Source organism: Enterobacter sp. DNB-S2 (assembly GCF_019443845.1).
GTDB lineage: Bacteria > Pseudomonadota > Gammaproteobacteria > Enterobacterales > Enterobacteriaceae > Enterobacter > Enterobacter asburiae_B.
This window is the reverse complement of sequence record NZ_CP050520.1, coordinates 1,971,871-1,998,402: the sequence shown is the minus strand read 5'-3', so window position 1 is coordinate 1,998,402 and position 26,532 is coordinate 1,971,871. Positions and strand designations below refer to the sequence as shown.

Sequence of the window (26,532 nt, the reverse complement as noted above, 5' to 3'; positions counted from 1 at the left end):
GTCATTATTCGGCGCTGACGAGGATACCCTCTTCAGAAAACGCTGCCCGCAAGCGGCGTGCGAACTGGAGCGCATGCTCGCCGTCGCCGTGTAAACATACCGTATCGGCCTGAACATTTGCCGGTGTTCCATCCACGGCGATCACCCGCCCGGCGCGCACCATCTCCAGCGTCTGCGCCAGCGCTTTGCCTTCATCGGTAATCAGCGCCCCGGCCTGCGTCCGCGGCACCAGGCTGCCGTCCGGCTGGTATCCACGATCGGCAAACACTTCCTGACGCGTGGTCAGCCCCAGCCGTTGTCCGGCGCGAATCAGCTCGCTTCCCGCAAGGCCTACCAGAATCAGCTGCGGATTACAGTCCCGCACCGCGCGGGCAATCGCCTCCGCCAGCGCCGGATCTTTCGCCGCCTGGTTATAGAGCATGCCGTGCGGCTTCACGTGGCGCATCACGCCGTTCTGGGCGCGCACCATCGCCTCCAGCGCGCCGATCTGGTAGAGCACCTGCGCGTAGACCGTCTCAGGGGGCAGATCCATCGCCGTACGGCCAAAGTTTTCCCGATCGGGAAAGCTGGGGTGAGCCCCAATCGCGACGCCGTTTTTAATGGCATTACGCACGCTCTCCAGCATGGTTTGCGCATCGCCCGCGTGAAAGCCGCAGGCGATATTGACCGAGGTGACCAGGGTCATCAGTTCCGCATCAGCGCGGCTTCCCTCCCCCAGATCGGCGTTCAAATCAATCTTTACCATCAAGCCTCCACGCCAGCTGTTCGAGATAACGCTGCTGATCCTGCCGCGCTTTTAGCGCCTCCTCCAGCGAACACTGCACGAAGTGAATCGGCTGACCGAGGGGAATTTGCGCCAGATGGTAGCGATCCGCTTCAATGATGCAGGCAATTCGCGGATAACCGCCGGTAGTTTGCGCATCGTTCATTAACACGATGGGCTGACCGTTCCCCGGCACCTGAATAACCCCCGGCAATAAACCGTGGGAGAGCAGTTCCCGGTCCGTCGTGCGGGTCAGCGGCTGACCCTGCAGGCGGTAGCCCATGCGGTTACTCTGCGGGCTGATCTTCCACGGCGCGCGCCAGAAGGACTCTTTAGAGGCCTCGTCGAACTCATGATATTCCGGCCCCGGTAAGGCGCGGATCTGGTTTCCCCACAGCAGCTGTTTTACGCCCTGCGTGGTCGAGAAATGGCGCGCGGAGGCTTTGATTGCCAGCCGATCGCCGTCGCGCAACAAACGTCCTTCGTGACCGCCGATCCCGGCTTTTTGATCGGTACTGGATGAACCCAGCACCTCCGGCACGTCGATGCCGCCAGCCACCGCGAGATAGCTACGCACGCCGTGCAGCGGACGTTTGAGCGTCAGGCGCTGCCCGGCTTTCGCCCGCAGCCGCCAGCCGGTCCACACCGCTTTGCCATCCAGCGTCGCATCACACCCTGCGCCGGTTAAGGCAAACCAGGTCTCCTGACCAAACTCAATCACACACTGACCCAGCGTAATTTCTAGCGCCGCCGTGCTGCCTGGGTTGCCCACAAGCAGGTTAGCAATCTCCAGCGAAGGACGGTCAAGCGCACCGCAGTAGCTCACGCCCGACTGGCGAAGACCAAAGCGCCCGGCATCCTGTACGGAGGTGTAAAGCCCGGCGCGAATAAGCGTTAACATACCCCCTCCTTCTGCGGGATAAAGCGAAGGGTATCGCCGGGACGCAGGAGTATTGGCGTCTCCAGCCCGGGTTCAAATAACGGTGTAGCGGTATGCCCAATAAGCTGCCAGCCGCCGGGCGATGTCAGGGGATAAACGCCGGTCTGCTCGCCGCCGATAGCCACCGTTCCCGCCGGCACGCTCACGCGCGGCTCGGCACGGCGTGGCGTATGCAGCCGGGGAGATAATCCGCCCAGATACGGGAACCCGGGCTGAAATCCCAGGAACCAGACCACGTAGTCAACCGAGCTGTGCAGCTCAACAACCTGCTTTTCGGTTAATCCGCAGTGATCTGCCACCACGCCAAGATCCGGCCCACCCGTACCGCCATAAACGACCGGGATCTCAATGGCGCGCGATTCCGGCTCCAGCGCCTCGCTCTCTTCCCACCAGCGCTGCAAACGCTCAATGGCATCCAGCGCCAGGGTATGCGGGCTACGCAGCACCACTGTGATGTTATTCATCCCCGGAATGGCTTCAACCACCTCCGGTAGTTCGGCCAGACGCTGGGTCAGCCGCCAGATACGCTTTTGCGTGGCAAGCGTCACCGGTGGTTCAAGCTCCAGAACCACGGCGGTTTCACCCAGAAGATAACAACGCGCTCGCTGCACTTAACTACCTCTCGTCAGGCTGGGTTAGGGATATCAATAAAGGTCACATCCAGATCGGTATTTTCCGTCAGCCACTCGCTGAGGGCACGAATGCCGCCGCGCTCGGTGGCGTGATGGCCAGCCGCGTAAAAATGCAGCCCCTGTTCACGCGCCGAATGAATGGTCTGCTCGGAAACCTCGCCGGTGATAAAAGCATCGACGCCGAAACGCGCGGCGCTGTCGATAAAGCCCTGACCACCGCCGGTACACCATGCGACACGCTTCACCGTATCCGGACCGGTATCACCGCTCCACAGCGGGCGACGGCCCAGGCGCGCTTCAATCCATGAGGCCAGCTCCAGCCCCGGAACCGGCATCGCCAGCTCGCCCCACGGCACCAGCGGCTCAATTTCACCCATCACGGTAATTCCCAGTAGCTGCGCCAGCTGGACGTTGTTGCCGAGCTCCGGGTGCGCATCCAGCGGCAGATGATAGCCGTACAGGTTTATGTCATTTGCCAGCAGCGTTTTCAGGCGATTGCGCTTCATCCCACGAATAATCGGCGATTCGTTTTTCCAGAAGTAACCGTGATGAACAATCACCGCGTCGGCGTTCTGACGAACGGCCTCGTCCAGCAGCGCCTGGCTTGCCGTCACGCCGGTGATAATTTTTTGCACCGTCTCACGGCCTTCAACCTGGAGCCCGTTCGGGCCGTAATCGCTGAAAGAGGTACTGTTCAGTTTTTCGTTAATCAGGCTTTCCAGTTCGCTGTTTTTCATCATCACTCTCTTATGCTTTGCGGGCAGCTTCGTACGCCGCCAGCGTGGCGACACGCGCCTGTTTATGGTCGACAATCGGACGAGGGTAATCCAGCTTTACACGCTGTTTATCCGCCCATGCCCACGGTTCGTGGATCGCTTTAGCAGGTATGCCGTTAAGTTCAGGAACCCAGCGGCGGATAAACTCGCCGTCCGCATCAAATTTTTGCCCCTGCGTGGTCGGATTGAAAATCCGGAAATAGGGCGCGGCATCGGTGCCGGTAGAGGCTGCCCACTGCCAGCCGCCGTTATTCGCCGCGAGATCGCCATCGATCAGCTGAGAGATAAAATAGCGCTCTCCGATACGCCAGTCGATAAGCAGATCCTTCACCAGAAAGCTGGCGGTAATCATCCGCAGGCGGTTATGCATCCACCCCGTCTCGTTAAGCTGACGCATGGCGGCATCGACTATCGGGTAACCCGTTTGCCCGCTTTGCCAGGCTTTAAGCTGCTTATCATTCGATTGCCACTTTACGTTATCGGTCCAGCCAATGAAGGGCCGATGCTTACATAAACCTGGATGAAAGGTCATCAGATGGCGATAAAACTCGCGCCAGATAAGTTCATTCAGCCAGACAGAGCCTGCGCCACCCTCCAGCGCCTGCGGCTGCTCCGCCAGCAGACGATGCAAACACTGGCGCGGTGAGATCGCGCCCAGCGCCAGACAGGCCGACAGGCGGCTGGTGCCCTCTATGGCGGGAAAATCCCGACGCGCGTCGTAATATCCCGCGTCCTGCTTGCAGAACTGGCGCAGTTGGGCGATGGCCGATTTCTCATCGGCGGGGAACAGCGTTTTATCAAACGGCTGCTGAGGGTAATCAAACGTCAGCTCAGGCAGATCCTTTATGGCTTCGCCTCGTACGGCAGGCGCGGCAACGCACTCCGGCAGCGCCTCTTTCAGACGTTTGATAAAGGCATTTTTGAACGGCGTAAAAACTTTATACATCTCGTGGTTGCCGGTCATCACGCTGCCCGGTGCCAGCATCACGCTGTCATCAAACCCTTCACAGACCACCCCTTCCAGCATCTTCTCCAGCTGACGGTCGCGCTGCTGTTCGTTGAATTCGTACTGATAGTTGTAAAAAAGATGCGTGACGTTGTGCTGCTTACATATCTCCTGCACCGTCTGAAGCTGTGCGGCAAAATCACTCACCTCTTTATAGAGAAGCGGTATGCCTTTTCCAGCGAGCGAGTGCTGCAGATCGTTCAGATACGCCCGGAGCAAGGCCGCCTGCCGGGGGGCCATATCGTGCTGCCGCCACTGCTCGGGCGTGGCCATAAACAGGGCCAGTACGTTAGCGTCTTTGGCGCGGCAGGCTGCCGCAAGGGCGATGTTGTCATGTACGCGCAGGTCCGCGCGAAACCAAACCAGATGGGTGGGCATAAAACTCCAGGCAATTATCCATTATGTCCGTAAGGGCATGCCGTAAAAGGAAAAAGCATGCATTGAACTACTTTGCCATGAAGTGTAGACGGGATGAAATAAAAAAGGCCGCCCGAGGCGGCCTTACAGACTGCTAACAAAGTGCTTGATGTGCGTTTCGCCCGGCGGCGCTACGCTTGCACGGGCCTACAATGAAACATGCAATACTTGATATCTTTGCACTGTGTAGGCCGGGTAAGCGCAGCGTCACCCGGCAAGAAAGAGGGCTAAATATATGTCTGTAACCTCTGACGAAGGCCTGAAGCCACCCAACGGACCGCGAATCCGGAGGGACAAAAAAACCGCCACATTGCTGTTGGCGGTTTTTTTATTGCTATGTGTAGTCTTCGTATCAGTAGAAATCGCAGGTCGCTTTCTCGGCCTGATCCATCCACACCGGCTTCTCGCTGGTTTTCGCCCAGACGCGATGCAGATAGCTGTAAAAACGTGCACGATCTTTCCAGAACAGCATCACCGGCAGAGCCAGCACGCCAGCCACTACGGCGAAAGCGCGGCGCAAAAACACGATATGAGCCGGATACTCTTTATAAAGATCCATATTTTCTCCCCTATAGTTGGCCGGAAACGTCATCCGGAAAATTCAAAATCTGTGACCTGGCTAAAATAATATCGCTTTGTTTGTAATTTTACTACTCATCCGACCACTTATTTTTGCCCATTTAGTGAATATTTACATTCACGCCGTAATTAAGTTACAAAAAAGTTAACAGTTTACTTATCAATAGTTAAATTGTGGGTTTTGCCATTTTTATACTTTTTTTACACCCGCCCTCCCCATTTTTGCGAAATCTTTGCGCCGGAAATCCTACCGTTAGTACAACAACGAAAGTCACCTGGAGGTGGATTGTGAGTGCAGGTCTTATTGCCGGCATCGTGCTGGTGTTCCTGTTATTGGGTTATCTGGTCTATGCCCTGATAAATGCGGAGGCCTTCTGATGGCTGCTCAGGCGTTTCTGCTTATTGCCAGCTTCTTAGTGGTACTGTTCATTCTGGCAAGGCCACTGGGATCGGGACTGGCACGATTGATCAACAACGTTCCTTTGCCCGGCACGGGAAGCGTTGAAAAAGGGATCTGGCGCGTGCTGGGAATAGACGATCGGGAGATGAACTGGCGTCAGTATCTGATCGCCATTCTGCTGCTGAATATCGTTGGGCTCATTGCGCTTTTTGCCATGCTGATGCTGCAGGGCATCCTGCCGCTGAATCCGCAACAGTTACCGGGCCTGTCCTGGCATCTTGCGCTGAACACGGCGGTGAGCTTTGTCACTAACACCAACTGGCAGTCCTACGCCGGTGAAACCACGCTGAGCTATTTCAGCCAGATGGTCGGGTTAACCGTGCAAAACTTCCTCTCGGCCGCCAGCGGTATCGCGGTGATCTTCGCGCTGACGCGTGCGTTTGCGCGTCAGAAAATCAATACCCTGGGTAACGCGTGGGTGGATTTAACCCGAATTACGCTGTGGATCCTGCTGCCAATTGCGCTGCTGATCGCGCTGTTCTTCATCCAGCAGGGCACCCTGCAAAACCTGATGCCTTACGCGCCCTATACCTCGCTGGAAGGTGCAAAACAGCTCCTGCCGATGGGGCCAGTAGCGTCACAGGAAGCCATCAAAATGCTCGGGACGAACGGGGGTGGCTTCTTCAACGCCAACTCGTCGCATCCGTTTGAAAACCCTACCGCATTGACCAATTTTGTGCAGATGCTGGCGATTTTCCTGATCCCCGCCGCGCTCTGCTTCGCCTTTGGTGACGTGGTTAACGATCGCCGTCAGGGCCGCACCCTGCTCTGGACGATGTCGCTGATCTTTGTGGTCTGCGTGGCGCTGGTGATGTGGGCTGAATGGAACGGCAACAGCCATTTCATGCAGCTAGGGGCCAACAGCAATATCAACATGGAAGGTAAAGAGAGCCGCTTTGGCATTCTCGCCAGCAGCCTGTATGCGGTAGTCACCACGGCGGCCTCGTGCGGGGCAGTTAACGCCATGCATGATTCTTTTACGGCGCTGGGTGGCATGATCCCGATGTGGCTGATGCAGATTGGCGAAGTCGTCTTTGGCGGCGTGGGTTCGGGTCTTTACGGCATGCTGCTGTTCGTGCTGCTGGCGGTGTTTATTGCCGGTTTGATGATTGGCCGCACTCCGGAATACCTCGGTAAAAAAATCGACGTCCGCGAGATGAAATTAACCGCGCTGGCGATTCTGGTCACCCCTGCGCTTGTGCTGCTCGGCACCGCGCTGGCGCTGATGACCGAGACCGGACGCAGCGGCATCTTTAACCCCGGCATTCACGGTTTTAGCGAAGTGCTGTATGCCGTCTCCTCTGCCGCCAACAACAACGGCAGCGCGTTTGCGGGCTTAAGCGCCAACTCACCGTTCTGGAACTGCCTGCTAGCGTTCTGCATGTTTGTGGGTCGCTTTGGGATCATTGTGCCGGTGTTGGCGATTGCCGGATCGCTGGTGAATAAAAAAATCCAGCCGACCACCACCGGGACATTACCAACCCACGGCGCGCTGTTTATCGGCCTGCTGACGGGTACCGTGTTACTGGTCGGCGCCCTGACCTTTATCCCCGCCCTCGCGTTAGGCCCGGTCGCGGAATACCTCTCTTTACGCTGATTTTGCGGAGAAATTGTCATGAGTCGTAAACAACTGGCCCTGTTCGAACCGTCATTAGTTCGCCAAGCGCTCATGGATGCGGTGAAAAAGCTGAGTCCGCGCGTGCAGTGGCACAACCCGGTGATGTTTATTGTCTGGGCGGGAAGCGTCCTGACCACCGCCCTGGCGATTGCCATGGGAACGGGCCACATGCCGGGAAATGCAACGTTTACCGGCGCCATCAGCCTGTGGCTGTGGTTTACCGTGCTGTTCGCCAACTTTGCGGAAGCGCTGGCGGAAGGCCGGAGTAAAGCCCAGGCCAACAGCCTGAAAGGGGTGAAGAAAACCGCCTTCGCGCGCAAGCTGCGTGAACCGAAATATGGCGCGCAGATGGACCACGTTCCGGCGGATGAACTGCGCAAAGGCGATGTGGTGCTGGTGGAAGCCGGTGACATTATCCCTTGCGACGGTGAAGTCATCGAAGGGGGTGCCTCGGTGGATGAAAGCGCCATTACCGGGGAGTCCGCGCCGGTTATCCGTGAGTCCGGCGGCGATTTCGCCTCCGTGACGGGCGGGACGCGCATTCTCTCCGACTGGCTGGTGATCCAGTGTAGCGTTAACCCGGGGGGAACCTTCCTCGACCGGATGATCGCCATGGTGGAAGGCGCCCAGCGCCGTAAAACACCGAACGAGATCGCCCTGACCATCCTGCTGGTGGCCCTGACCATCGTCTTCCTGCTGGCAACCGCGACCCTGTGGCCGTTCTCCGCCTATGGCGGCACCGCGGTCACCATCACGGTGCTGGTGGCGCTGCTGGTCTGCCTGATCCCCACCACCATTGGTGGCCTGCTGTCAGCCATCGGCGTAGCCGGCATGAGCCGTATGCTCGGTGCCAACGTCATCGCCACCAGCGGGCGTGCGGTTGAAGCCGCCGGTGACGTGGACGTCTTACTGCTGGATAAAACCGGGACCATTACCCTCGGTAACCGCCAGGCGTCAGATTTCCTGCCCGCCCCGGGCGTGGATGAAAAAACGCTGGCGGATGCCGCGCAGCTCTCTTCGCTTGCAGATGAAACCCCGGAAGGCCGCAGTATCGTGATCCTCGCCAAGCAGCGCTTTAACCTGCGCCAGCGCGACGTTCAGAGCCTTCACGCTACTTTCGTGCCCTTCACGGCGCAAACCCGCATGAGCGGCATTAACATTCAGGATCGCATGATCCGTAAAGGCTCTGTTGACGCCATCCGTCGCCACATTGAGGCCAACAACGGCCACTTCCCGCCGGAAGTGGACAGCCTGGTCGAAAGCGTGGCCCGTCAGGGGGCGACGCCGCTGGTGGTGGCCGAAGGGGCACACGTGCTGGGGGTAATTGCCCTGAAGGATATCGTCAAAGGCGGCATCAAGGAGCGCTTTGCCCAGCTGCGTAAAATGGGGATCAAAACGGTGATGATCACCGGGGATAACCGTCTTACCGCCGCGGCGATTGCCGCCGAAGCGGGCGTGGATGATTTTCTTTCTGAAGCCACACCGGAAGCAAAACTGGCGCTGATTCGTCAGTATCAGGCGGAAGGCCGTCTGGTGGCGATGACGGGCGACGGTACCAACGATGCCCCTGCCCTGGCGCAGGCCGACGTGGCGGTGGCGATGAACTCCGGTACCCAGGCGGCAAAAGAGGCGGGAAACATGGTCGACCTCGACTCTAACCCGACCAAGCTGATTGAAGTGGTGCACATCGGCAAGCAGATGCTGATGACGCGCGGGTCGCTGACTACGTTCAGTATCGCCAACGACGTGGCGAAATATTTCGCCATCATTCCGGCGGCGTTTGCTGCGACCTACCCGCAATTAAACGCGTTGAACGTGATGCACCTGCACTCTCCGGCATCGGCCATTCTGAGCGCAGTGATCTTTAACGCCCTGATTATTGTCTTCCTGATCCCGCTGGCGCTGAAAGGCGTGAGCTATAAGCCGCTCACGGCCGCCGCCATGCTGCGCCGCAACCTGTGGATTTACGGCCTGGGCGGGCTGGTGGTGCCCTTCATCGGTATCAAGGTTATCGACCTGCTGTTGACGCTGTTCGGCCTGGTTTAAAAGGTGAATCAAATGACGATGTTACGCCCCGCTATACTTCTGTTTATTCTGCTGTCTCTCATTACCGGCGGGCTGTACCCGCTGGTGACCACCGCGCTGGGACAGTGGTGGTTTAAGGATCGGGCCAACGGCTCGCTGATTATGCAAAACGGTGAAAACCGCGGTTCGCGCCTGATTGGTCAGAACTTTACGGATGCCCGTTACTTCCAGGGACGCCCTTCCGCCACTGCCGAAAGCCCGTATAATCCGATGGCATCCGGCGGCAGTAACCTGGCGGGCAGCAACCCCGAGCTGGACAAAGCCGTTGCTGAGCGCGTGGCAGCCCTGCGCGCCGCTAATCCGCAGGCCAGCCGTGAGGTGCCCGTAGAGCTGGTGACCGCCTCGGCCAGCGGGCTGGACTACAGCCTGACGCCGGCAGCCGCGGCATGGCAAATCCCGCGCGTCGCCGCCGCCCGTCAGCTGACCGTCGAACAGGTTAGCCAGCTGGTTGCAGAGCACACGCAAAAGCCGCTGGTCAGCTTTATCGGCATGCCCGTGGTGAATATTGTTGAGCTGAATCTGGCGCTGGACGCGCTAAGGAAAAACTAAATGACCGACGAGCCCATGCGCCCGGATCCGGACAGGCTGCTTGAACAGACGGCCGAAGCCCATCGCGGCAAACTGAAAATTTTCTTTGGCGCCTGCGCAGGCGTCGGGAAAACCTTCGCCATGCTGACGGAAGCCCAGCGGCTTCGGGCGCAGGGGCTCGATATATTGATAGGCGTGGTAGAAACCCACGGACGCAAAGAGACCGCATCGCTGCTGAAGGGGCTGGCCACCCAGCCGCCCCGCCGCATCAGCCACCGCGGTCGGCTAGTCACCGAATTCGATCTCGATGCCGCCCTCGCCCGCCGTCCCGCCCTTATCCTGATGGACGAACTGGCGCACAGCAATGCGCCAGGCTCACGCCACCCAAAGCGCTGGCAGGATGTAGAAGAGCTGCTCGAAGCCGGCATCGATGTATTCACGACGGTTAACGTTCAGCATCTCGAAAGCCTGAACGACGTGGTCAGCGGCGTGACCGGCATTCAGGTGCGCGAGACGGTGCCCGACCCCTTCTTTGATTCCGCCGATGAAGTGGTGCTGGTTGACCTGCCCCCTGACGATTTGCGCCAGCGCCTGCACGAAGGCAAGGTTTATATTGCCGGCCAGGCCGAGCGCGCCATCGAACATTTCTTCCGTAAAGGTAACCTGATTGCCCTGCGCGAGCTGGCCCTGCGTCGTACTGCCGATCGCGTCGACGATCAGATGCGCGCCTGGCGCGACCTGCAGGGCCAGGAGCGCGTCTGGCATACGCGAGATGCCATCCTGCTGTGCGTAGGCCACGGCAGCGGCAATGAAAAGCTTGTCCGCACCGCCGCGCGCCTGGCGGCCAAATTTGGCAGCGTCTGGCATGCGGTGTATGTCGAAACGCCGCAGCTGCACGCGCTCCCCGAGAACCAGCGCCGCGCGATATTGAGTTCGCTTCGCCTGGCGCAGGAGCTGGGTGCCGAAACCGCCACCCTTTCCGACCCTCAGGAAGATAAAGCCATCCTGCGCTACGCCCGTGAGCACAATCTCGGGAAAATCGTGATTGGCCGTCGCCAGCATCGCCGCTGGTTTAGCCGCGAATCATTTGCCGACAAGCTGGCCCGCCGCGCACCGGATCTGGACCTGGTGATCGTGGCGCTGGATGATAAGCCGACGCCGTTACCCAGCCGCGCGCCGGACAGCCGTGCCTTCAGCGATAAATGGCGCATTCAGCTGCGCGGCTGTCTTGTCGCCGTCGTGCTCTGCGCCCTGATTACCGTGATTGCCAGCCAGTGGCTGATCGCATTTGATGCCGCCAACCTGGTGATGATCTACCTGCTTGGCGTAGTGGTGGTGGCGCTCTTTTACGGGCGCTGGCCGTCGGTACTGGCGACGGTGATTAACGTCATCAGCTTCGATCTGTTCTTTATTGCCCCCCGCGGGACGCTCGCCGTATCGGATGTGCAGTACATTCTCACCTTCGCGGTGATGCTCACCGTCGGGCTGGTAATCGGGAATCTGACGGCGGGCGTGCGCTACCAGGCGCGTATTGCCCGCTATCGCGAACAGCGCACGCGCCATCTCTATGAGATGTCGAAATCGCTGGCGGTGGGCCGCACGCCGCTGGATATCGTGCAGACCAGCGAGCAGTTCATTCGCTCGACGTTTCATGCCAGCAACCTGATTTTACTCCCTGACGAACACGGCAAGCTGCGCCCGCTGACGTCGGCCTCAGGCATGACGCCCTGGGACGAAGCCATCGCGCGCTGGAGCTTTGATAAAGGGTTACCTGCGGGCGCAGGGACCGACACCCTGCCCGGCGTGCCCTACCAAATTCTGCCGCTGCGCAGCGCCGATAAAAATCAGGGGCTGGTAATTGTTGAGCCCTCAAACCTGCGCCAGCTGATGATCCCCGAACAGCAGCGGCTGCTGGAGACCTTTACGCTGCTGGTTGCCAGCGCGCTGGAGCGGCTGGCCCTCACCGCCAGCGAAGAGCAGGCCAGGCTGGCGAGCGAGCGTGAAAGCATTCGTAACTCGCTGCTGGCGGCGCTCTCTCACGATCTGCGAACCCCGCTCACCGTCCTGTTTGGTCAGTCAGAAATCCTGACGCTGGACCTGGCGGCCGAAGGCTCTAAACACGCCCTTCAGGCCAGCGAGATCCGCCAGCATGTGCTGAATACCACGCGTCTGGTGAATAACCTGCTCGATATGGCGCGTATCCAGTCAGGCGGTTTTAACCTCAAAAAAGAGTGGCTCACGCTTGAAGAGGTAGTGGGCAGCGCCCTGAAAATGCTCGAACCCGGCCTGGGCGGGCGGCATATTGCGCTGAACATGCCCGAGCCCCTGACCTTAATTCACGTTGATGGTCCGCTGTTTGAACGGGTGCTGATCAACCTGCTGGAAAATGCCGGCAAATATGCGGGCGCCAGCGCGCAAATTGGCGTAGATGCAACGGTGGACGACGGCACGCTTCATCTTGACGTCTGGGATACCGGACCCGGCATTCCAGCCGGGCAGGAGTTGGCTATTTTCGAAAAATTCGCGCGCGGCAATAAGGAGTCTGCCATTCCGGGCGTGGGGCTGGGGCTGGCGATTTGCCAGGCGATCATTGACGTCCATGGCGGGTCCATCTCCGCAGAGAATCGCCCCGAAGGCGGCGCGCGGTTTTGTGTTACACTTCCTCTGGAAACCCCGCCAGAACTTAATGAATTACCAGAGGATTTGTGATCAACGTTCTGATTGTTGAAGATGAGATCGCCATTAGCCGTTTTCTGCGCGCTGCGCTGGAAGGGGATGGTCTGCGCGTTCATGATGCGGGCACGCTTCAACGGGGTTTAATTGAAGCCGCCACCCGCAAGCCGGACCTGGTGATCCTCGATCTTGGTTTGCCGGACGGCGACGGCATCGATTTTATCCGGGAAGTGCGTCAGTGGAACCAGATGCCGATCCTCGTGCTCTCCGCGCGTACGGAAGAGACGGATAAAATCGCGGCGCTGGATGCCGGGGCGGATGACTATCTGATTAAACCTTTTGGTATCGGCGAGCTTCAGGCTCGCCTTCGCGTGGCGCTGCGTCGCCACAGCGCAACCACGCCAGCTGACCCAACCTACACGTTTGGGGATATCCGGGTTGACCTGGCCGCGCGGCGTATTGTGCGCGGTGAAGAAGAAATCCATCTGACGCCAATAGAATTTCGCCTGCTCGCCGTACTGCTCAACAACCACGGCAAGGTACTCACCCAACGCCAGCTGTTAAGTCAGGTGTGGGGGCCCAACGCGGTGGAACATAGTCATTATTTACGCATATATATGGGACACCTTCGTCAGAAACTCGAAGTTGACCCCGCTCGCCCCCGCCATTTATTAACTGAAACCGGTATCGGTTATCGGTTTATGCTTTGAATAACCATTCATTTTATTTTTAAATAAAAACGAAATCCCTCAGACAATATTTCACAAATAACCCATAAATTATTTTTACGGGCTATTTTCGCTCATTTAAAACATTGACAACACAACCTGTTAACGCATCATCAACAAATCAGAATTTTGATCTGCGATATTCATCTAAAACGAATATTTATTTCTGATTTGATCGGTTAACAGTGATCTACCTCACGGTTAATCGTCTTTCCCTGGATAAAATGACCATGCTTTCAATTACTGAAAGGAAAATGAAACATGGAAAACAACAATCGCTTAATGCCCCATATAAGGCGGACAACACATATCATGATGTTTGCCCACCGAAACTGCTTTGACTTTCATCTCTTTAATGCCCGGTAGTCCTTCGACTTCTGGCGCACTCGCTTACAGGTTATCCTGAAATACCTTATTTTACAGGCCATTGCCTGTGAACTCGTGCGCTCATTCATTTTAATTCAGACTCATCCGCACCGGGCGGACTGAATTTCAATCATCAAAAAAGCAATTCACTGATTTTAATCAGCGGCCACCCTTTGCTTTTTTTCCGGTAAATTATCGATTTCTTTCTTGCAAGAAATCGAGGGACGCTTATTACCTAAAATAAAGAGAGAAAGATGAAAAGTTTAAAAATCGCAGCCAGCCGTGCATGTCCGGATTGCTTTACTACCCAGCGTGAACTGGTAGATGTCCGCGCCTCTGATTATATTGATGTTGCCGCCATTGTTCTGGCGGTCACGGATATTGCCAGCGGTATCCTGGACGAAATAGAAGCCACCGGTTTTGGCATTCCTGTTTTTGTCGCGACGCACAAAGAAGAGTTCATCCCGGCAGACTATTTATCGCGCATTCACGGCGTATTTGAGTATTCAGACACCAGCAACGACTTTTATGGACGCCAGCTGGAAGCGGCAGCGCTGAAGTATGAAACCCAGCTGCGCCCGCCGTTTTTCCGCGCCCTTGTCGACTATGTGAAGCAGGGCAACAGCGCGTTTGACTGCCCGGGGCATCAGGGTGGCCAGTTCTTCCGCCGCCATCCTGCCGGTAATCAGTTTGTCGACTTCTTTGGTGAGACGCTTTTCCGCTCCGACCTGTGTAACGCCGACGTGGCGATGGGCGATCTGCTGATCCACGAAGGCGCACCGTGCATCGCCCAGCAGCATGCTGCAAAAGTCTTTAATGCTGATAAGACCTACTTCGTGCTGAATGGCACCTCGTCATCCAACAAAGTGGTGCTTAACGCCCTGCTCACCCCGGGCGACCTGGTGCTGTTCGACCGTAACAACCACAAATCCAACCATCACGGAGCCCTCCTCCAGGCTGGCGCAACGCCGGTCTATCTGGAAACCGCGCGCAACCCGTACGGCTTTATTGGCGGCATTGACGCCCTCTGTTTTGAAGAAAGTTATCTGCGCGAGCTGGTGGCAGAGGTGGCGCCTGGCCGTGCACGCGATGCGCGTCCGTTCCGTCTGGCGGTGATCCAGCTGGGTACCTACGATGGCACCATCTATAACGCTCGTCAGGTGGTGGATAAGATTGGACACCTGTGTGATTACATCCTGTTTGATTCGGCCTGGGTGGGTTACGAGCAGTTTATTCCGATGATGGCCGACTGTTCTCCGCTGCTGCTGGAGCTGAACGAAAACGATCCGGGGATCCTGGTCACCCAGTCCGTGCATAAACAGCAGGCTGGCTTCTCGCAGACCTCGCAAATCCATAAGAAAGACAGCCACATCAAAGGGCAACAGCGCTATGTCCCGCACAAGCGGCTGAACAATGCCTTTATGATGCACGCCTCCACCAGCCCGTTTTATCCGCTGTTCGCTGCGCTGGACATCAACGCCCGTATGCACGAAGGCCAGAGCGGCCGCAACATGTGGATGGACTGCGTGGTGAACGGTATCGAAGCGCGCAAGCTGATCCTGGAGAACTGCCGGTATCTGCGCCCCTTCGTGCCGGAAACGGTGGATGGCCGTCCGTGGGAAAGCTGGGACACGGCGGAAATTGCGACCGATCTGCGCTTCTTCCACTTCGTACCGGGTGAAAACTGGCACGCTTTTGAAGGCTACGCTGAGCATCAGTATTTTATCGACCCGTGCAAGCTCCTGCTGACCACGCCGGGTATTAACGCCCGCACCGGGGAGTATGACGACTTCGGCGTGCCCGCCACTATCCTCGCCAACTTCCTGCGTGAAAACGGCATCGTGCCGGAAAAATGCGATCTCAACTCGATCCTGTTCCTGCTCACGCCTGCGGAAGATATGGGAAAACTGCAGCAGCTGGTGGCGCAGCTGGTGCGCTTCGAAAAACTGCTCGAGAGCGATGTTCCGCTGAAAGACGTCCTGCCATCTCTCTACAAACAGCATCCGGAACGTTACGCGGATTACACCCTGCGCCAGATCTGCCAGGAAATGCATGACCTGTACGCCCGCCACAACGTGAAACAGCTGCAGAAAGAGATGTTCCGCAAGTCTCACTTCCCACGCGTGATGATGAACCCGCAGGACGCGAACTACGCCTATCTGCGCGGTGAAGTTGAACTGGTCTCCCTGCGCGACGCGGAAGGCCGCATCGCCGCCGAAGGCGCGCTCCCTTATCCGCCAGGGGTGCTGTGCGTTGTCCCAGGGGAAGTCTGGGGCGGTTCCGTGCTGCGCTACTTTGCCGCGCTGGAAGAAGGCATCAATCTGCTGCCGGGCTTCGCGCCGGAGCTGCAGGGTGTGTACGTCGAGGAGTGTGAGGGTCGCAAGCAGGTTCGCTGTAACGTCATCAAACAACCCGCCGCTCAGCCCGCGCTGCTGAAAGGAGAGAAATTATGAGTAAGTCCAACAAGATGGGCGTGGTGCAGCTGACCATCCTCACCATGGTGAACATGATGGGCTCCGGGATTATCATGCTGCCCACCAAACTGGCAGAGGTGGGCACCATCTCTATCATCTCCTGGCTGGTGACGGCAGTCGGTTCAATGGCGCTGGCGTGGGCGTTTGCCAAGTGCGGAATGTTCAGCCGTAAGTCAGGCGGCATGGGCGGCTATGCCGAATACGCCTTCGGCAAGTCGGGCAACTTTATGGCCAACTATACCTACGGGGTATCGCTGCTGATCGCCAACGTGGCGATTGCCATCTCCGCCGTGGGTTACGGTACGGAGCTGTTTGGCGCGACGCTCAGCCCGGTGCAAATTGGGCTGGCGACCATCGGGGTGCTGTGGATCTGTACCGTGGCTAACTTTGGCGGCGCGCGTATTACCGGACAGCTCTCCAGCATCACCGTCTGGGGCGTGATTATCCCGGTTGTCGGCCTGTGCATCATCGGCTGGTTCTGGTTCAGCCCGACACTCTACGCCAACTCCTGGAACCCGCACCATGTGCCGTTCTTTACCGCGGTCGGCTCTTCTATCGCCATGACGCTCTGGGCCTTCCTGGGTCTGGAATCCGCCTGCGCGAACGCGGAAGTGGTAGATAATCCGGAAAAGAACGTGCCGATTGCGGTCCTCGGCGGCACGCTGGGCGCGGCGGTGATCTATATCGTCTCGACTAACGTGATTGCAGGCATCGTACCGAATATGGATCTGGCTAACTCCACGGCGCCGTTCGGTCTGGCCTTCGCGCAGATGTTCACCCCGGAAGTCGGGAAGGTGATTATGGGTCTGATGGTGATGTCCTGCTGCGGTTCACTCCTCGGCTGGCAGTTCACCATCGCACAGGTGTTTAAATCCTCGGCTGATGAAGGTTACTTCCCAAAAATCTTCTCCCGCGTGACCAAAGCGGATGCGCCGGTGCAGGGGATGCTGGCGATTGTCATCTTCCAGAGCGGATTGTCGCTGATGACCATTAGCCCGTCGCTGAACAGCCAGTTCAACGTGCTGGTTAACCTGGCGGTGGTGACGAACATCATTCCGTATATTCTGTCGATGGCAGCGCTGGTGATCATCCAGAAGGTGGCGAAGGTGGATCCACGCAAAGCGCGTGCGGCCAATATCGTGGCGCTGATCGGGGCAATCTACAGCTTCTATGCGCTCTACTCATCCGGCCAGGAAGCGATGCTCTACGGGGCAATGGTGACCTTTATGGGCTGGACGCTGTACGGTCTGGTGTCACCACGGTTTGAATTGAAGAATAAGCATAGTTAAAAAAAAGCCCGGTGGCGCTAGCGCTTACCGGGCCTACGAGGTAAAAGCAAAACGGCAACCCAGGGGTTGCCGTTTTTAGTGTTTTCTCCCTCTCCCTGTGGGAGAGGGCCGGGGTGAGGGCATCAGCCCGCCCCGAACATCACTTACGCGTTTTTCAGCACTTCGCTGACAATCTCTACCGCTTCTTTCTCAATCTGCTGACGGTGCTCAGCGCCGAGGAAGCTTTCGCAATAGATTTTATACGCATCTTCCGTACCGGACGGACGCGCGGCGAACCAGCCGTTCTCAGTCATCACTTTCAGACCACCAATGGATGCGCCGTTGCCCGGTGCAGCCGTCAGACGCGCGGTGATCGGATCGCCCGCCAGGGTGCTTGCGCTGACCATCTCCGGAGAGAGTTTGGACAGGGCCGCTTTCTGGGCTGACGTCGCGCTCGCCTGAATACGGTTATAGCTTGGTGCACCAAAGCGTGCCGCCAGGTCGTTGTAGTGTTCCTGCGGGTTCTTACCGGTGACCGCGGTGATCTCCGCCGCCAGCAGGCACATGATGATGCCGTCTTTATCGGTTGACCATGGCGTGCCGTCGAAACGCAGGAAAGATGCGCCCGCGCTCTCTTCACCGCCGAAGCCGAAGCTGCCGTCGTGCAGACCGTCAACGAACCATTTGAAGCCGACCGGCACTTCCACCAGCTTGCGGCCCAGCGCCTCGACCACGCGGTCGATCATCGCGGAGGAAACCAGCGTTTTACCGACGGCCACCTCTTTGCCCCACTGCGGGCGGTGCTGGAACAGATAGTTAATTGCAACAGCCAGATAGTGGTTCGGGTTCATCAGCCCGGCAGGGGTGACGATACCGTGACGGTCATAATCCGGGTCGTTAGCAAACGCCAGATCGAATTTATCACGCAGCGCCAGCAGGCCCGCCATCGCGCACTCGGATGAGCAGTCCATGCGGATCGCGCCGTCTTTGTCCAGGTGCATAAAGCGGAAGGTCTGATCGACGTGATCGTTCACGATGGTCAGATCCAGCTTGTAGTGCTCGGCGATACGTTTCCAGTATTCGATACCGGAGCCGCCCAGCGGATCCACGCCCAGCTTCAGGCCGGCTTTCTGGATGGCCGCCATATCGACGATATCCGCCAGCCCTTCCACGAACGGCTGAACCAGATCCTGCTCTTTCACGTGACCGGACGCCATGGCATCATCCAGAGAAATACGCTTCACGCCTTTCAGACCGTCAGCCAGCAGCGCGTTCGCACGATCTTCCACCACTTTGGTGACGTTAGTGTCGGCCGGGCCACCGTTAGGCGGGTTGTATTTGATACCACCGTCTTCCGGCGGGTTGTGGGATGGCGTGATAACGATACCGTCCGCCAGCGCGCCACCTTTTTTGTTGTGCACCAGGATGGCGTTAGAGACCGCAGGCGTTGGGGTGAAGCCATTGTTCTCCTGAACAATCACATCGACGCCGTTTGCCGCCAGCACTTCCACAACAGAGATGAACGCCGGTTCAGACAGGGCATGGGTATCTTTCCCCACGTAGCACGGACCGGTAACGCCGTTTTTAGCGCGCTCTTCCGCAATGGCCTGAGCAATGGCCAGAATATGCGGTTCGTTAAAGCTGTGGCGCGCCGCGCTGCCGCGGTGACCAGATGTACCAAACTTCACTGCGTGTTCTGCGTTGCCCACGACCGGTTTCAGCACGTAATACTGCGCGGTCAGCTGAGCGACGTTAATCAAATCGCTTTGTTGTGCAGGTTGGCCTGCACGGCTGTGATTTGCCATTACCGGGTCCTTCTGATGCAAGGGTTAAATTGTACCGCAAACCTTTTCAATCAATTCCGCCGGGAACTGCATGGACTGCATGATGTGTTCAATCATGCTGCACTTGCGGCCCGTATTGGTATTGGTGATCACCCAGTACGGGGTGCCAGGAACATGTTTAGGTTTGGTTTGATTGCCATTTTGCAGCAGCGTCTGCTCGTCGCCCGCGAAGTAGACGCGAGTACGGCCGTGAAGCGACTCGGTCGCTTCAGCAAACGCTTTGTTATCCAGTGAATAAAGTGTAGACAGCACCAGCATAAAGCGGTTAACCGCCTTTTTCTGCTCCGCGTATTCATCGGAGAGCAGCAGCTCGCGCATCGCGCGCACTTTATCTTTTGCCGGCGTCACGGCAGGTTTTGCTTGTGCAACAACGCTCGGCTGAGACACGACATCTTTGGTGACTGGGGTAGCAGGCTGTGAAGCGGCGGAAATTTTAAGCATGCGCCGTAAAATGTCGGACGCGCTCTCCCCGATATGCCGCGTCTGGCTGGCAATATACTGATAGAGTTCGTCATCAACTTCGATTGTTTTCATCTTAATCCAGTGCGATATCTTATCTGAATACAAGTCATTGGGATTATAAGGTCAAATCCCAACAGCGGATAGCGTCAAACCAGGTTGGCCGCAAAAGTCAGATTAAACTGGAACCTTGCAGCCGGGCGGCAGAATGGTCAACATGATACCCTAACCTGACATACGTAAAAAAAGAACTTTGCCATGAAATTGAATACCCGAGCGCAAACTGCACAATCGCCGAACAATAATTCTCCCATCGTACTGGTTCACGGGCTTTTTGGCAGTCTGGATAACCTGGGCGTGCTGGCGCGCGATCTGGTTACCGACCACGATATTTTACAGGTCGATATGCGCAATCATGGTCTTTCCGGGCGTTCCGACGAGATGACCTACGCGGCGATGGCGCAGGATCTGCTGGATACGCTGGATGCCCACGACCTGCAAAAGGTGACCCTCATCGGGCATTCAATGGGTGGCAAAGCGGTGATGGCCCTGACGGCACTGGCCCCGGACCGTATTAGCGGCCTGGTGGTGATTGACGTCGCGCCCGTGGATTATGACGTCCGCCGTCACGACGAGATTTTTGCCGCCATCAATGCGGTCACAGAAGCGGGTGTCGCGACGCGCCAACAGGCGGCTGCCGTCATGCGTGAGCATCTTGATGAAGAAGGCGTCGTGCAGTTCCTGCTGAAGTCGTTTGTTGACGGCCAATGGCGTTTTAACGTGCCGGTACTCTGGGAGCAGTACAATAACATCGTGGGCTGGGAAACCGTCCCGGCCTGGCCACACCCTACCCTCTTTATTCGCGGTGGAAACTCGCCTTACGTTACCGACGCGTACCGCGACACGCTGCTGGCCCAATTCCCGCAGGCTCGCGCCCACGTGATTGCCGGTGCCGGGCACTGGGTGCATGCGGAAAAACCGGATGCTGTACTGCGCGCCATTCGCCGCTATCTCACTGATACTGCAAATTGATTAAAAAGAAAGCGACTGGAAGGCTGCGGGCTTCCAGTCGTTGGCGTGCCGTTTTTGGTGATGTATGATGGCGCGCTTATCGCCCGGGCATTAGCAGGGCGGCGTGTTTCCCCCGAAGTCTCAGAATCATGGCCAAAGAACAAACGGACCGTACGACACTAGATCTGTTCGCGAATGAGCGTCGCCCGGGACGACCCAAGACGAATCCGCTTTCGCGCGATGAACAGCTGCGTATCAATAAACGCAACCAGCTTAAACGCGATAAAAATCGTGGGCTTAAGCGTGTCGAACTGAAGCTTAACGCCGACGCCGTCGACGCGCTGAACGAGCTGGCTGACGCGCGAAATATCAGCCGCAGCGAGCTCATTGAAGAGATGTTGCTCGTCCAGCTTGAGACGTTACGCAGCCAGGCATAAGTCTGAAAATCCCCTTTCTCACCCTTTTCATGTAGCACAGAGTGCAGTCCTGCGCGATAGCTGTTTCCGCAGGGTTGCCAGTTCTGCTATTATTGCCCTTATCCGTGGCCGAATTGCGCCACCATACTATTAAGTTTCAAGAGGTTATTTTACTCATGGCAATCATCGGCATTTTCTTTGGCAGTGATACCGGCAATACCGAAAATATCGCAAAAAACATTCAAAAACAGCTCGGTAAAGACGTTGCTGATGTGCATGACATCGCCAAGAGCAGCAAAGAAGATCTGGAAGGCTATGACATTCTGCTGCTGGGTATCCCAACCTGGTACTACGGTGAAGCCCAGTGCGACTGGGATGATTTCTTCCCGACGCTGGAAGAAGTGGACTTCAACGGTAAGCTGGTCGCCCTGTTTGGCTGTGGCGATCAGGAAGACTACGCCGAATACTTCTGTGACGCACTGGGCACCATCCGCGATATCATTGAGCCGAACGGCGCGGTTATCGTAGGCCACTGGCCGACCGCCGGTTACCACTTCGAAGCGTCTAAAGGCCTGGCCGATGACGATCATTTCGTAGGCCTGGCCATCGACGAAGATCGTCAGCCAGAACTGACCGCAGAGCGCGTTGAGAAGTGGGTGAAGCAGATCCGCGAAGAACTGCACCTGGATGATATTCTGAACGCCTGATTTTATCGCGGCGCAACTGCGGTTGCGCCCATGCTCCAGGTCAAACCGATTAAATTAATCGCTACAATCTTTTAACTTTTTCGCCCAGACCTGTACAATGTCTCCCTGATAAAACGTGGTTTTCCATTGAGCAAGTTTGTTGGTGATACCACGTTTTTATAAGCATATTTTGCCTGAGACTTGCAGTTTTCATTTAGCCATGGCAGTTCTATAATGAGACGCATTATCCCGGGTGCATTTTCTGTCACTTCCTACAGAAGTGAATCGTTTAGCAACAGGACAGATTCCGCATGACTGACAACAATACCGCATTAAAGAAGGCTGGCCTGAAAGTTACGCTTCCTCGGTTAAAAATCCTTGAAGTGCTTCAGGGTCCAGACAATCACCATGTCAGTGCGGAAGACCTTTATAAACGTCTTATCGACATGGGTGAAGAGATTGGGCTGGCTACCGTCTATCGCGTGCTGAACCAGTTTGATGACGCGGGCATTGTTACCCGTCATAATTTCGAAGGCGGTAAATCCGTTTTCGAACTGACCCAGCAGCAGCACCACGATCACCTGATCTGCCTCGATTGCGGCAAGGTCATTGAATTCAGCGATGATTCCATCGAAGCGCGCCAGCGTGAAATCGCGGCGCGTCATGGCATCCGCCTGACGAACCACAGCCTGTACCTTTACGGTCACTGCGCTGAAGGCGACTGCCGCGAAGACGATCACGCGCACGACGCGAAATAATAAGATTCATACTCTGAGCCAGCCGAAAGGCTGGCTTTTTTTTGCCTAAAAAAGCCCGGTGGCGCTGCGCTTACCGGGCCTACGGGCTATAACACCTTTGTAGGCCCGGTAAGCGCAGCGCCATCGGGCGTAAAGCACTTAATTATTGTTATTGCGTATCTCGTTCCAGATCTTATCGCAACGCTTCGCCACTTCCTGATCGTTACCGGTTTTACGCGCCTGAATACAGGCCTGGTAATCCATCACGCGGACGTTCTCCTGCGTCGCGAACTGCTCATGCGCTTTCTCTTTCTTCAGCACGTTCAGCACGCTCTGACAGGCTTGAATTTTCTCCGGCGATCCTTCCGCAGTATTTATGCAGGCGCTATACGCCTCCTTCAGACGGGAGTCCTCTTTCGGCGCCTGATTCTGAGCACACGCCGCCAGCCCTGATGCCAGCAACGCGACGATTACGATTTTTTTCATCATGTGCAGTCTCCATGCCGGCGGGACTCAGCCCGCCGGTGCGTTCATCAGAAGATGGTGAATGGGGCAATAACCATGAATTTCACGTCACGCTCATCCTGGAAGATGTTGCCGTAACCGCCCGCATAGCTCGGGATATCGGAGTGGTTGTCATACTGGGTGAAGTGCAGTTTGATCATCGTGCCTTTCGCACGGCCATCCTGCAGGGTATAGATAGCATCAAGGCTGTAGGAAGACTCTTTCAGGCGATAGTTGGGATCGTAGTATGCGTCCGGCGTGGCCATATCGGCAGGTTTTGCGTCCCAGGCGTAAGCGTAAGAAGCGCCCACCGCCCAGCCAGGCAGGTTCCAGTTTTTCAGGTCATACATTGCGCCGAAGAAGACCGCTTTCTCGCCGTCGGCGTTGAAGTCTGAGCGATTATCCCACCAGATATCAAGACGACCGTTGGAGGAGGCGTAGGTCGGGGTCATACGCTGCAGGAAGTAGCCCTGCTGCCCTTCTGCCTTCACCCATGTGCCTTCCAGACGCAAATCAACCTGACCGACCTTGTAGCCGAAGGTTAACGCCTGCAGCCACGCGGTGCCGTCATAAATGTCGTTTACGCCACCGTTGCTGACCTTGTCGCGCGTACCGTAGAATTGGTAGCTGGTGCTCAGCGGGCTACCCGCGACATCAAATTTATAGCTGGCCTTGGCAAAATACTGATCGACATAGCCCTGTGCCTGACCAAATGCCGCTTCCAGCACCAGATCGTTTTTGAAGTCGTACTTCGCGCCCAACGAGTGCAGGTAATCGACTTTGGTTTTTTTATCGTTCTGGTAGAACTTGTCCATCTCGATGTGCCACGGTGCTTTGTACTCGTTGGTCCACATATAGGAGAAGCTCAACGCACCCGCATCACCGTAGTCAAAGTTCGCCCCGGCTTCGGCACCCTGATAGGTACCCGGCATAAAGCTCCAGTGCGGTGCTAACAGAGTCTGGCCAGTTGGCTGAATATAACCACCGCGCGCCCAGACCGGACCGTATTTAAATTTTGCAGCGGCTTTGTAAAGGCTAATGCCGCTCTTATCCCCGGACCAGTCTTCTTTATAGGCTTTGTTGCTGGAGGAGAAGGCAATTTCGTTCGGGTGGGCGCTGTCGCCGTTTTCCGCCATTTCAATCGCGGTAAACGCAGCAATATCCAGACCGAACATATCCGCGGCATAGCCTGACTGGAAGTCCAGGTTGGCGTTCCAGGTGGAGTGCGAAAGGTTGGTTTTGTATTTGTCTTCGGTGACGTCTTTACGGTCACGTTCACGCTGCCAGTAATAAATACCGCCCGTGAGGGTAGAATCATCGATGAAGCCCGCCGCTTTCGCTTCAGGTGTCACCACCAGACCCGACATTGCTGTCACACCGGCAATAGCCAGCGCCAGCGCACTACGTTTGCCACTGAACGTACGCATAGATTATTCCTCTTTGACGAATTAAAACGCCTGAAGCGGCGTAAATAAAAAAGACCAAATGGTCAGGGGTAGCTTTAAATACCCTCGAATTAACTACCGTCTTTAGGTTATTTTTCGCGACGCGAATTATCAATGCTTTTTAGCGGACAAAAGTCAGGATTATGACGAAGTGCACATAATTGGTAGCGCTTTGTAACATTTGTGAGGAGGCGAGGAATGGCGGGGAATTATCAGGTATTTCAGTGGCTAGACGTGAGAATTCTTTCCTTTTTTAAAACCTTTTTAATTTCCGCAATGACACAAACTTTTTTTTTGAAAAATAAGTAGCACCTCATTGACCTGATATTTTTATCACGCCTTTTTAGGCCCTGTCTTAATACCCTGATCGTTAAATAAAAAAAACGCCGCATAGTGCGGCGTTTGTCTCTCATTGACCAGAGCAGCAATATTATTCGCCGATCTTCGTCCAGGTATCACGCAGGCCTACGGTACGGTTGAATACCGGTTTTTCCGCCGTGCTGTAACGGCTGTCCAGGCAGAAGTAACCTTCACGTTCGAACTGGAACGCTTTGCCCGCTTCAGCGGCTTTCAGAGAAGGCTCCGCATAACCCTGCTTGATCACCAGGGATTCCGGGTTGATGGTCGCCAGGAAGTCTTCCGCTGCACCTGGGTTAGGCACGCTGAACAGACGATCGTACAGACGGATTTCTACCGGCAGCGCGTGGGAAGCGCTCACCCAGTGAATCACGCCTTTCACCTTGCGGCCATCCGCCGGATCTTTGCTCAGCGTTTCAGCGTCATAAGAACAGAAGATGGTGGTGATATTCCCTTCCGCATCTTTCTCTACGCGCTCGGCTTTGATGACGTAGGCATTACGCAGACGCACTTCTTTACCCAGCACCAGACGCTTGTACTGCTTGTTGGCTTCTTCGCGGAAGTCAGCGCGGTCAATCCAGATGTCACCGCTGAACGGCACGTCACGGCTACCCATTTCCGGTTTGTTCGGATGGTTAGGCATGGAGACCAGCTCGCTTTCACCCTGCGGATAGTTTTCGATAACCAGTTTCACCGGGTCGATAACGGCCATCGCGCGCGGGGCGTTTTCGTTGAGATCTTCGCGAATGCAGGATTCAAGGGAGGCCATCTCGATGGTGTTGTCCTGCTTGGTCACGCCGATGCGTTTGCAGAACTCACGAATAGAGGCGGCAGTGTAACCACGACGGCGCAGACCCGAGATGGTTGGCATACGTGGGTCATCCCAGCCTTCAACGTGCTTGTCGGTCACCAGCAGGTTCAGCTTACGCTTGGACATCACGGTGTATTCCAGATTCAGACGAGAGAACTCGTACTGGCGCGGATGTACAGGAATGGTGATGTTGTCCAGAACCCAGTCGTACAGACGACGGTTGTCCTGGAACTCCAGCGTACACAGGGAGTGCGTAATGCCTTCCAGCGCATCGCTGATGCAGTGGGTAAAGTCGTACATCGGGTAGATGCACCACTTGTTGCCGGTCTGATGGTGTTCCGCAAACTTAATGCGGTACAGCACCGGATCGCGCATCACGATGAACGGAGACGCCATGTCGATTTTGGCACGCAGGCACGCTTTGCCTTCTTCGAAGCCACCGGCACGCATTTTTTCAAACAGCGCAAGGTTCTCTTCCACGCTGCGATCGCGGAACGGGCTGTTTTTGCCCGGGGCGGTCAGCGTACCGCGATATTCACGGATTTCATCAGCAGACAGTTCGTCAACATACGCCAGACCCTTGTTGATCAGTTCAACCGCGTAGGCGTACAGCTGATCAAAATAGTCAGAGGAGTAGCAGATATCGCCAGACCAGTTGAAGCCCAGCCATTGCACGTCATTCTTGATGGACTCAACGTATTCGATGTCTTCTTTTACTGGGTTGGTGTCATCGAAACGCAGGTTGCACTGTCCCTGGTAGTCTTGTGCAATGCCAAAGTTCAGGCAGATGGACTTCGCATGCCCGATATGCAGGTAGCCGTTCGGCTCCGGCGGGAAGCGGGTATGAACTGTGGTGTGCTTACCACTAGCCAGATCTTCATCGATGATCTGACGAATAAAGTTACTCGGGCGGGCTTCTGCCTCACTCATCGTGGATTCCTCAAAGCGT

Annotated in this window: 24 protein-coding genes; 13 read left to right on the top strand and 11 right to left on the bottom strand. The window is 56.4% G+C overall.

Features of this window, described 5'->3' with window-relative positions:
- Positions 1 to 4: 4 nt before the first annotated feature.
- From pxpA to HB664_RS09405, 6 genes are all read right to left on the bottom strand, one after another.
- Positions 5 to 745 carry a 5-oxoprolinase subunit PxpA gene (gene pxpA / locus HB664_RS09430; RefSeq protein ID WP_033144950.1) on the bottom strand — a complete coding sequence of 247 codons (741 nt, stop codon included), beginning with the start codon at positions 743 to 745 and terminating at the stop codon, positions 5 to 7.
- Complete coding sequence (gene pxpC / locus HB664_RS09425) at positions 732 to 1,664, bottom strand: 5-oxoprolinase subunit PxpC (protein ID WP_033144949.1); 933 nt, start codon at positions 1,662 to 1,664, stop codon at positions 732 to 734. Before pxpC ends, pxpA begins: the two co-directional genes overlap by 14 nt.
- Positions 1,658 to 2,314 carry a 5-oxoprolinase subunit PxpB gene (pxpB, locus tag HB664_RS09420; protein ID WP_039261304.1) on the bottom strand — a complete coding sequence of 219 codons (657 nt, stop codon included), beginning with the start codon at positions 2,312 to 2,314 and terminating at the stop codon, positions 1,658 to 1,660. Before pxpB ends, pxpC begins: the two co-directional genes overlap by 7 nt.
- 14 nt (positions 2,315 to 2,328) lie before the next feature.
- Positions 2,329 to 3,072 (bottom strand): type 2 GTP cyclohydrolase I, encoded by a 744-nt coding sequence (locus tag HB664_RS09415; RefSeq protein WP_023310783.1) that lies wholly within the window; start codon positions 3,070 to 3,072, stop codon positions 2,329 to 2,331.
- Between the two features lie 10 nt (positions 3,073 to 3,082).
- Positions 3,083 to 4,495, bottom strand: coding sequence for a deoxyribodipyrimidine photo-lyase (gene phrB, locus HB664_RS09410; RefSeq protein ID WP_219940699.1), 1,413 nt, complete (start codon positions 4,493 to 4,495; stop codon positions 3,083 to 3,085).
- Between the two features lie 391 nt (positions 4,496 to 4,886).
- Complete coding sequence (locus HB664_RS09405) at positions 4,887 to 5,093, bottom strand: YbfA family protein (protein WP_023310781.1); 207 nt, start codon at positions 5,091 to 5,093, stop codon at positions 4,887 to 4,889.
- 308 nt (positions 5,094 to 5,401) lie between these two features.
- Between HB664_RS09405 and kdpF the strand changes: the two genes are divergently transcribed.
- The 9 genes from kdpF to potE all read left to right on the top strand — a co-directional run bounded on the left by kdpF (position 5,402) and on the right by potE (position 17,334).
- The gene (gene kdpF, locus HB664_RS09400; RefSeq protein WP_014069365.1) at positions 5,402 to 5,491 is read left to right on the top strand and encodes a K(+)-transporting ATPase subunit F; all 90 of its coding nucleotides are present in this window, start codon (positions 5,402 to 5,404) and stop codon (positions 5,489 to 5,491) included.
- A complete protein-coding gene (gene kdpA / locus HB664_RS09395; protein ID WP_182931640.1) occupies positions 5,491 to 7,170 on the top strand; it encodes a potassium-transporting ATPase subunit KdpA in 1,680 nt (559 codons plus the stop codon). Before kdpF ends, kdpA begins: the two co-directional genes overlap by 1 nt.
- Positions 7,171 to 7,188: 18 nt before the next feature.
- Positions 7,189 to 9,237 carry a potassium-transporting ATPase subunit KdpB gene (gene kdpB, locus HB664_RS09390; RefSeq protein ID WP_219940698.1) on the top strand — a complete coding sequence of 683 codons (2,049 nt, stop codon included), beginning with the start codon at positions 7,189 to 7,191 and terminating at the stop codon, positions 9,235 to 9,237.
- Between the two features lie 12 nt (positions 9,238 to 9,249).
- On the top strand, positions 9,250 to 9,825 hold the full coding sequence (gene kdpC / locus HB664_RS09385) for a potassium-transporting ATPase subunit KdpC (protein ID WP_023310778.1): 576 nt from the start codon (positions 9,250 to 9,252) through the stop codon (positions 9,823 to 9,825).
- On the top strand, positions 9,826 to 12,513 hold the full coding sequence (gene kdpD / locus HB664_RS09380) for a two-component system sensor histidine kinase KdpD (protein ID WP_023310777.1): 2,688 nt from the start codon (positions 9,826 to 9,828) through the stop codon (positions 12,511 to 12,513).
- Complete coding sequence (gene kdpE / locus HB664_RS09375; RefSeq protein ID WP_219940697.1) at positions 12,510 to 13,187, top strand: two-component system response regulator KdpE; 678 nt, start codon at positions 12,510 to 12,512, stop codon at positions 13,185 to 13,187. Before kdpD ends, kdpE begins: the two co-directional genes overlap by 4 nt.
- Before the next feature lie 279 nt (positions 13,188 to 13,466).
- Positions 13,467 to 13,571, top strand: coding sequence for a leader peptide SpeFL (speFL, locus tag HB664_RS09370; RefSeq protein ID WP_003858645.1), 105 nt, complete (start codon positions 13,467 to 13,469; stop codon positions 13,569 to 13,571).
- Between the two features lie 254 nt (positions 13,572 to 13,825).
- On the top strand, positions 13,826 to 16,024 hold the full coding sequence (speF, locus tag HB664_RS09365) for an ornithine decarboxylase SpeF (RefSeq protein WP_219940696.1): 2,199 nt from the start codon (positions 13,826 to 13,828) through the stop codon (positions 16,022 to 16,024).
- The gene (potE, locus tag HB664_RS09360; RefSeq protein WP_023619027.1) at positions 16,021 to 17,334 is read left to right on the top strand and encodes a putrescine-ornithine antiporter; all 1,314 of its coding nucleotides are present in this window, start codon (positions 16,021 to 16,023) and stop codon (positions 17,332 to 17,334) included. Before speF ends, potE begins: the two co-directional genes overlap by 4 nt.
- A gap of 143 nt (positions 17,335 to 17,477) precedes the next feature.
- Here the strand turns inward: potE and pgm are convergent, their stop codons facing one another.
- Both pgm and seqA read right to left on the bottom strand, forming a co-directional pair.
- Positions 17,478 to 19,118: a phosphoglucomutase (alpha-D-glucose-1,6-bisphosphate-dependent) gene (gene pgm, locus HB664_RS09355; RefSeq protein ID WP_219940695.1), complete on the bottom strand. Its 1,641-nt coding sequence runs from the start codon at positions 19,116 to 19,118 to the stop codon at positions 17,478 to 17,480.
- Between the two features lie 24 nt (positions 19,119 to 19,142).
- A complete protein-coding gene (seqA, locus tag HB664_RS09350) occupies positions 19,143 to 19,691 on the bottom strand; it encodes a replication initiation negative regulator SeqA (RefSeq protein ID WP_008501070.1) in 549 nt (182 codons plus the stop codon).
- A 183-nt stretch (positions 19,692 to 19,874) separates the two neighbouring features.
- On the opposite strand from seqA, the gene ybfF reads away from it, so the two are divergent.
- From ybfF to fur, 4 genes are all read left to right on the top strand, one after another.
- Positions 19,875 to 20,648, top strand: coding sequence for an esterase (gene ybfF / locus HB664_RS09345; RefSeq protein ID WP_033144939.1), 774 nt, complete (start codon positions 19,875 to 19,877; stop codon positions 20,646 to 20,648).
- 128 nt (positions 20,649 to 20,776) lie between these two features.
- On the top strand, positions 20,777 to 21,064 hold the full coding sequence (gene ybfE / locus HB664_RS09340; protein WP_028019455.1) for a LexA regulated protein: 288 nt from the start codon (positions 20,777 to 20,779) through the stop codon (positions 21,062 to 21,064).
- Positions 21,065 to 21,219: 155 nt separating this feature from the next.
- On the top strand, positions 21,220 to 21,750 hold the full coding sequence (gene fldA, locus HB664_RS09335) for a flavodoxin FldA (protein ID WP_008501067.1): 531 nt from the start codon (positions 21,220 to 21,222) through the stop codon (positions 21,748 to 21,750).
- A 290-nt stretch (positions 21,751 to 22,040) separates the two neighbouring features.
- Complete coding sequence (gene fur / locus HB664_RS09330) at positions 22,041 to 22,487, top strand: ferric iron uptake transcriptional regulator (protein ID WP_014169146.1); 447 nt, start codon at positions 22,041 to 22,043, stop codon at positions 22,485 to 22,487.
- A gap of 138 nt (positions 22,488 to 22,625) precedes the next feature.
- Here fur and chiQ read toward each other — a convergent pair whose 3' ends face one another.
- The 3 genes from chiQ to glnS form a co-directional block, all read right to left on the bottom strand.
- Positions 22,626 to 22,952 carry a ChiQ/YbfN family lipoprotein gene (chiQ, locus tag HB664_RS09325; protein ID WP_033146507.1) on the bottom strand — a complete coding sequence of 109 codons (327 nt, stop codon included), beginning with the start codon at positions 22,950 to 22,952 and terminating at the stop codon, positions 22,626 to 22,628.
- Positions 22,953 to 22,999: 47 nt separating this feature from the next.
- Entirely contained in the window at positions 23,000 to 24,397 is a 1,398-nt protein-coding gene (gene chiP / locus HB664_RS09320) for a chitoporin (protein WP_219940694.1), read from the bottom strand.
- A gap of 448 nt (positions 24,398 to 24,845) precedes the next feature.
- Positions 24,846 to 26,513: a glutamine--tRNA ligase gene (gene glnS / locus HB664_RS09315; RefSeq protein ID WP_029740147.1), complete on the bottom strand. Its 1,668-nt coding sequence runs from the start codon at positions 26,511 to 26,513 to the stop codon at positions 24,846 to 24,848.
- Positions 26,514 to 26,532: the final 19 nt, after the last annotated feature.

What these genes read in the sequence shown, in the direction of transcription:
- pxpA (WP_033144950.1), bottom strand. Translation starts at nt 745, where the DNA reads ATGGTAAAGATTGATTTGAACGCCGATCTGGGGGAGGGAAGCCGCGCT.
- pxpC (WP_033144949.1), bottom strand. Translation starts at nt 1,664, where the DNA reads ATGTTAACGCTTATTCGCGCCGGGCTTTACACCTCCGTACAGGATGCC.
- HB664_RS09415 (WP_023310783.1), bottom strand. Translation starts at nt 3,072, where the DNA reads ATGAAAAACAGCGAACTGGAAAGCCTGATTAACGAAAAACTGAACAGT.
- phrB (WP_219940699.1), bottom strand. Translation starts at nt 4,495, where the DNA reads ATGCCCACCCATCTGGTTTGGTTTCGCGCGGACCTGCGCGTACATGAC.
- HB664_RS09405 (WP_023310781.1), bottom strand. Translation starts at nt 5,093, where the DNA reads ATGGATCTTTATAAAGAGTATCCGGCTCATATCGTGTTTTTGCGCCGC.
- kdpA (WP_182931640.1), top strand. Translation starts at nt 5,491, where the DNA reads ATGGCTGCTCAGGCGTTTCTGCTTATTGCCAGCTTCTTAGTGGTACTG.
- kdpB (WP_219940698.1), top strand. Translation starts at nt 7,189, where the DNA reads ATGAGTCGTAAACAACTGGCCCTGTTCGAACCGTCATTAGTTCGCCAA.
- kdpC (WP_023310778.1), top strand. Translation starts at nt 9,250, where the DNA reads ATGACGATGTTACGCCCCGCTATACTTCTGTTTATTCTGCTGTCTCTC.
- kdpD (WP_023310777.1), top strand. Translation starts at nt 9,826, where the DNA reads ATGACCGACGAGCCCATGCGCCCGGATCCGGACAGGCTGCTTGAACAG.
- speFL (WP_003858645.1), top strand. Translation starts at nt 13,467, where the DNA reads ATGGAAAACAACAATCGCTTAATGCCCCATATAAGGCGGACAACACAT.
- speF (WP_219940696.1), top strand. Translation starts at nt 13,826, where the DNA reads ATGAAAAGTTTAAAAATCGCAGCCAGCCGTGCATGTCCGGATTGCTTT.
- potE (WP_023619027.1), top strand. Translation starts at nt 16,021, where the DNA reads ATGAGTAAGTCCAACAAGATGGGCGTGGTGCAGCTGACCATCCTCACC.
- pgm (WP_219940695.1), bottom strand. Translation starts at nt 19,118, where the DNA reads ATGGCAAATCACAGCCGTGCAGGCCAACCTGCACAACAAAGCGATTTG.
- seqA (WP_008501070.1), bottom strand. Translation starts at nt 19,691, where the DNA reads ATGAAAACAATCGAAGTTGATGACGAACTCTATCAGTATATTGCCAGC.
- ybfF (WP_033144939.1), top strand. Translation starts at nt 19,875, where the DNA reads ATGAAATTGAATACCCGAGCGCAAACTGCACAATCGCCGAACAATAAT.
- ybfE (WP_028019455.1), top strand. Translation starts at nt 20,777, where the DNA reads ATGGCCAAAGAACAAACGGACCGTACGACACTAGATCTGTTCGCGAAT.
- fldA (WP_008501067.1), top strand. Translation starts at nt 21,220, where the DNA reads ATGGCAATCATCGGCATTTTCTTTGGCAGTGATACCGGCAATACCGAA.
- fur (WP_014169146.1), top strand. Translation starts at nt 22,041, where the DNA reads ATGACTGACAACAATACCGCATTAAAGAAGGCTGGCCTGAAAGTTACG.
- chiQ (WP_033146507.1), bottom strand. Translation starts at nt 22,952, where the DNA reads ATGAAAAAAATCGTAATCGTCGCGTTGCTGGCATCAGGGCTGGCGGCG.
- chiP (WP_219940694.1), bottom strand. Translation starts at nt 24,397, where the DNA reads ATGCGTACGTTCAGTGGCAAACGTAGTGCGCTGGCGCTGGCTATTGCC.
- glnS (WP_029740147.1), bottom strand. Translation starts at nt 26,513, where the DNA reads ATGAGTGAGGCAGAAGCCCGCCCGAGTAACTTTATTCGTCAGATCATC.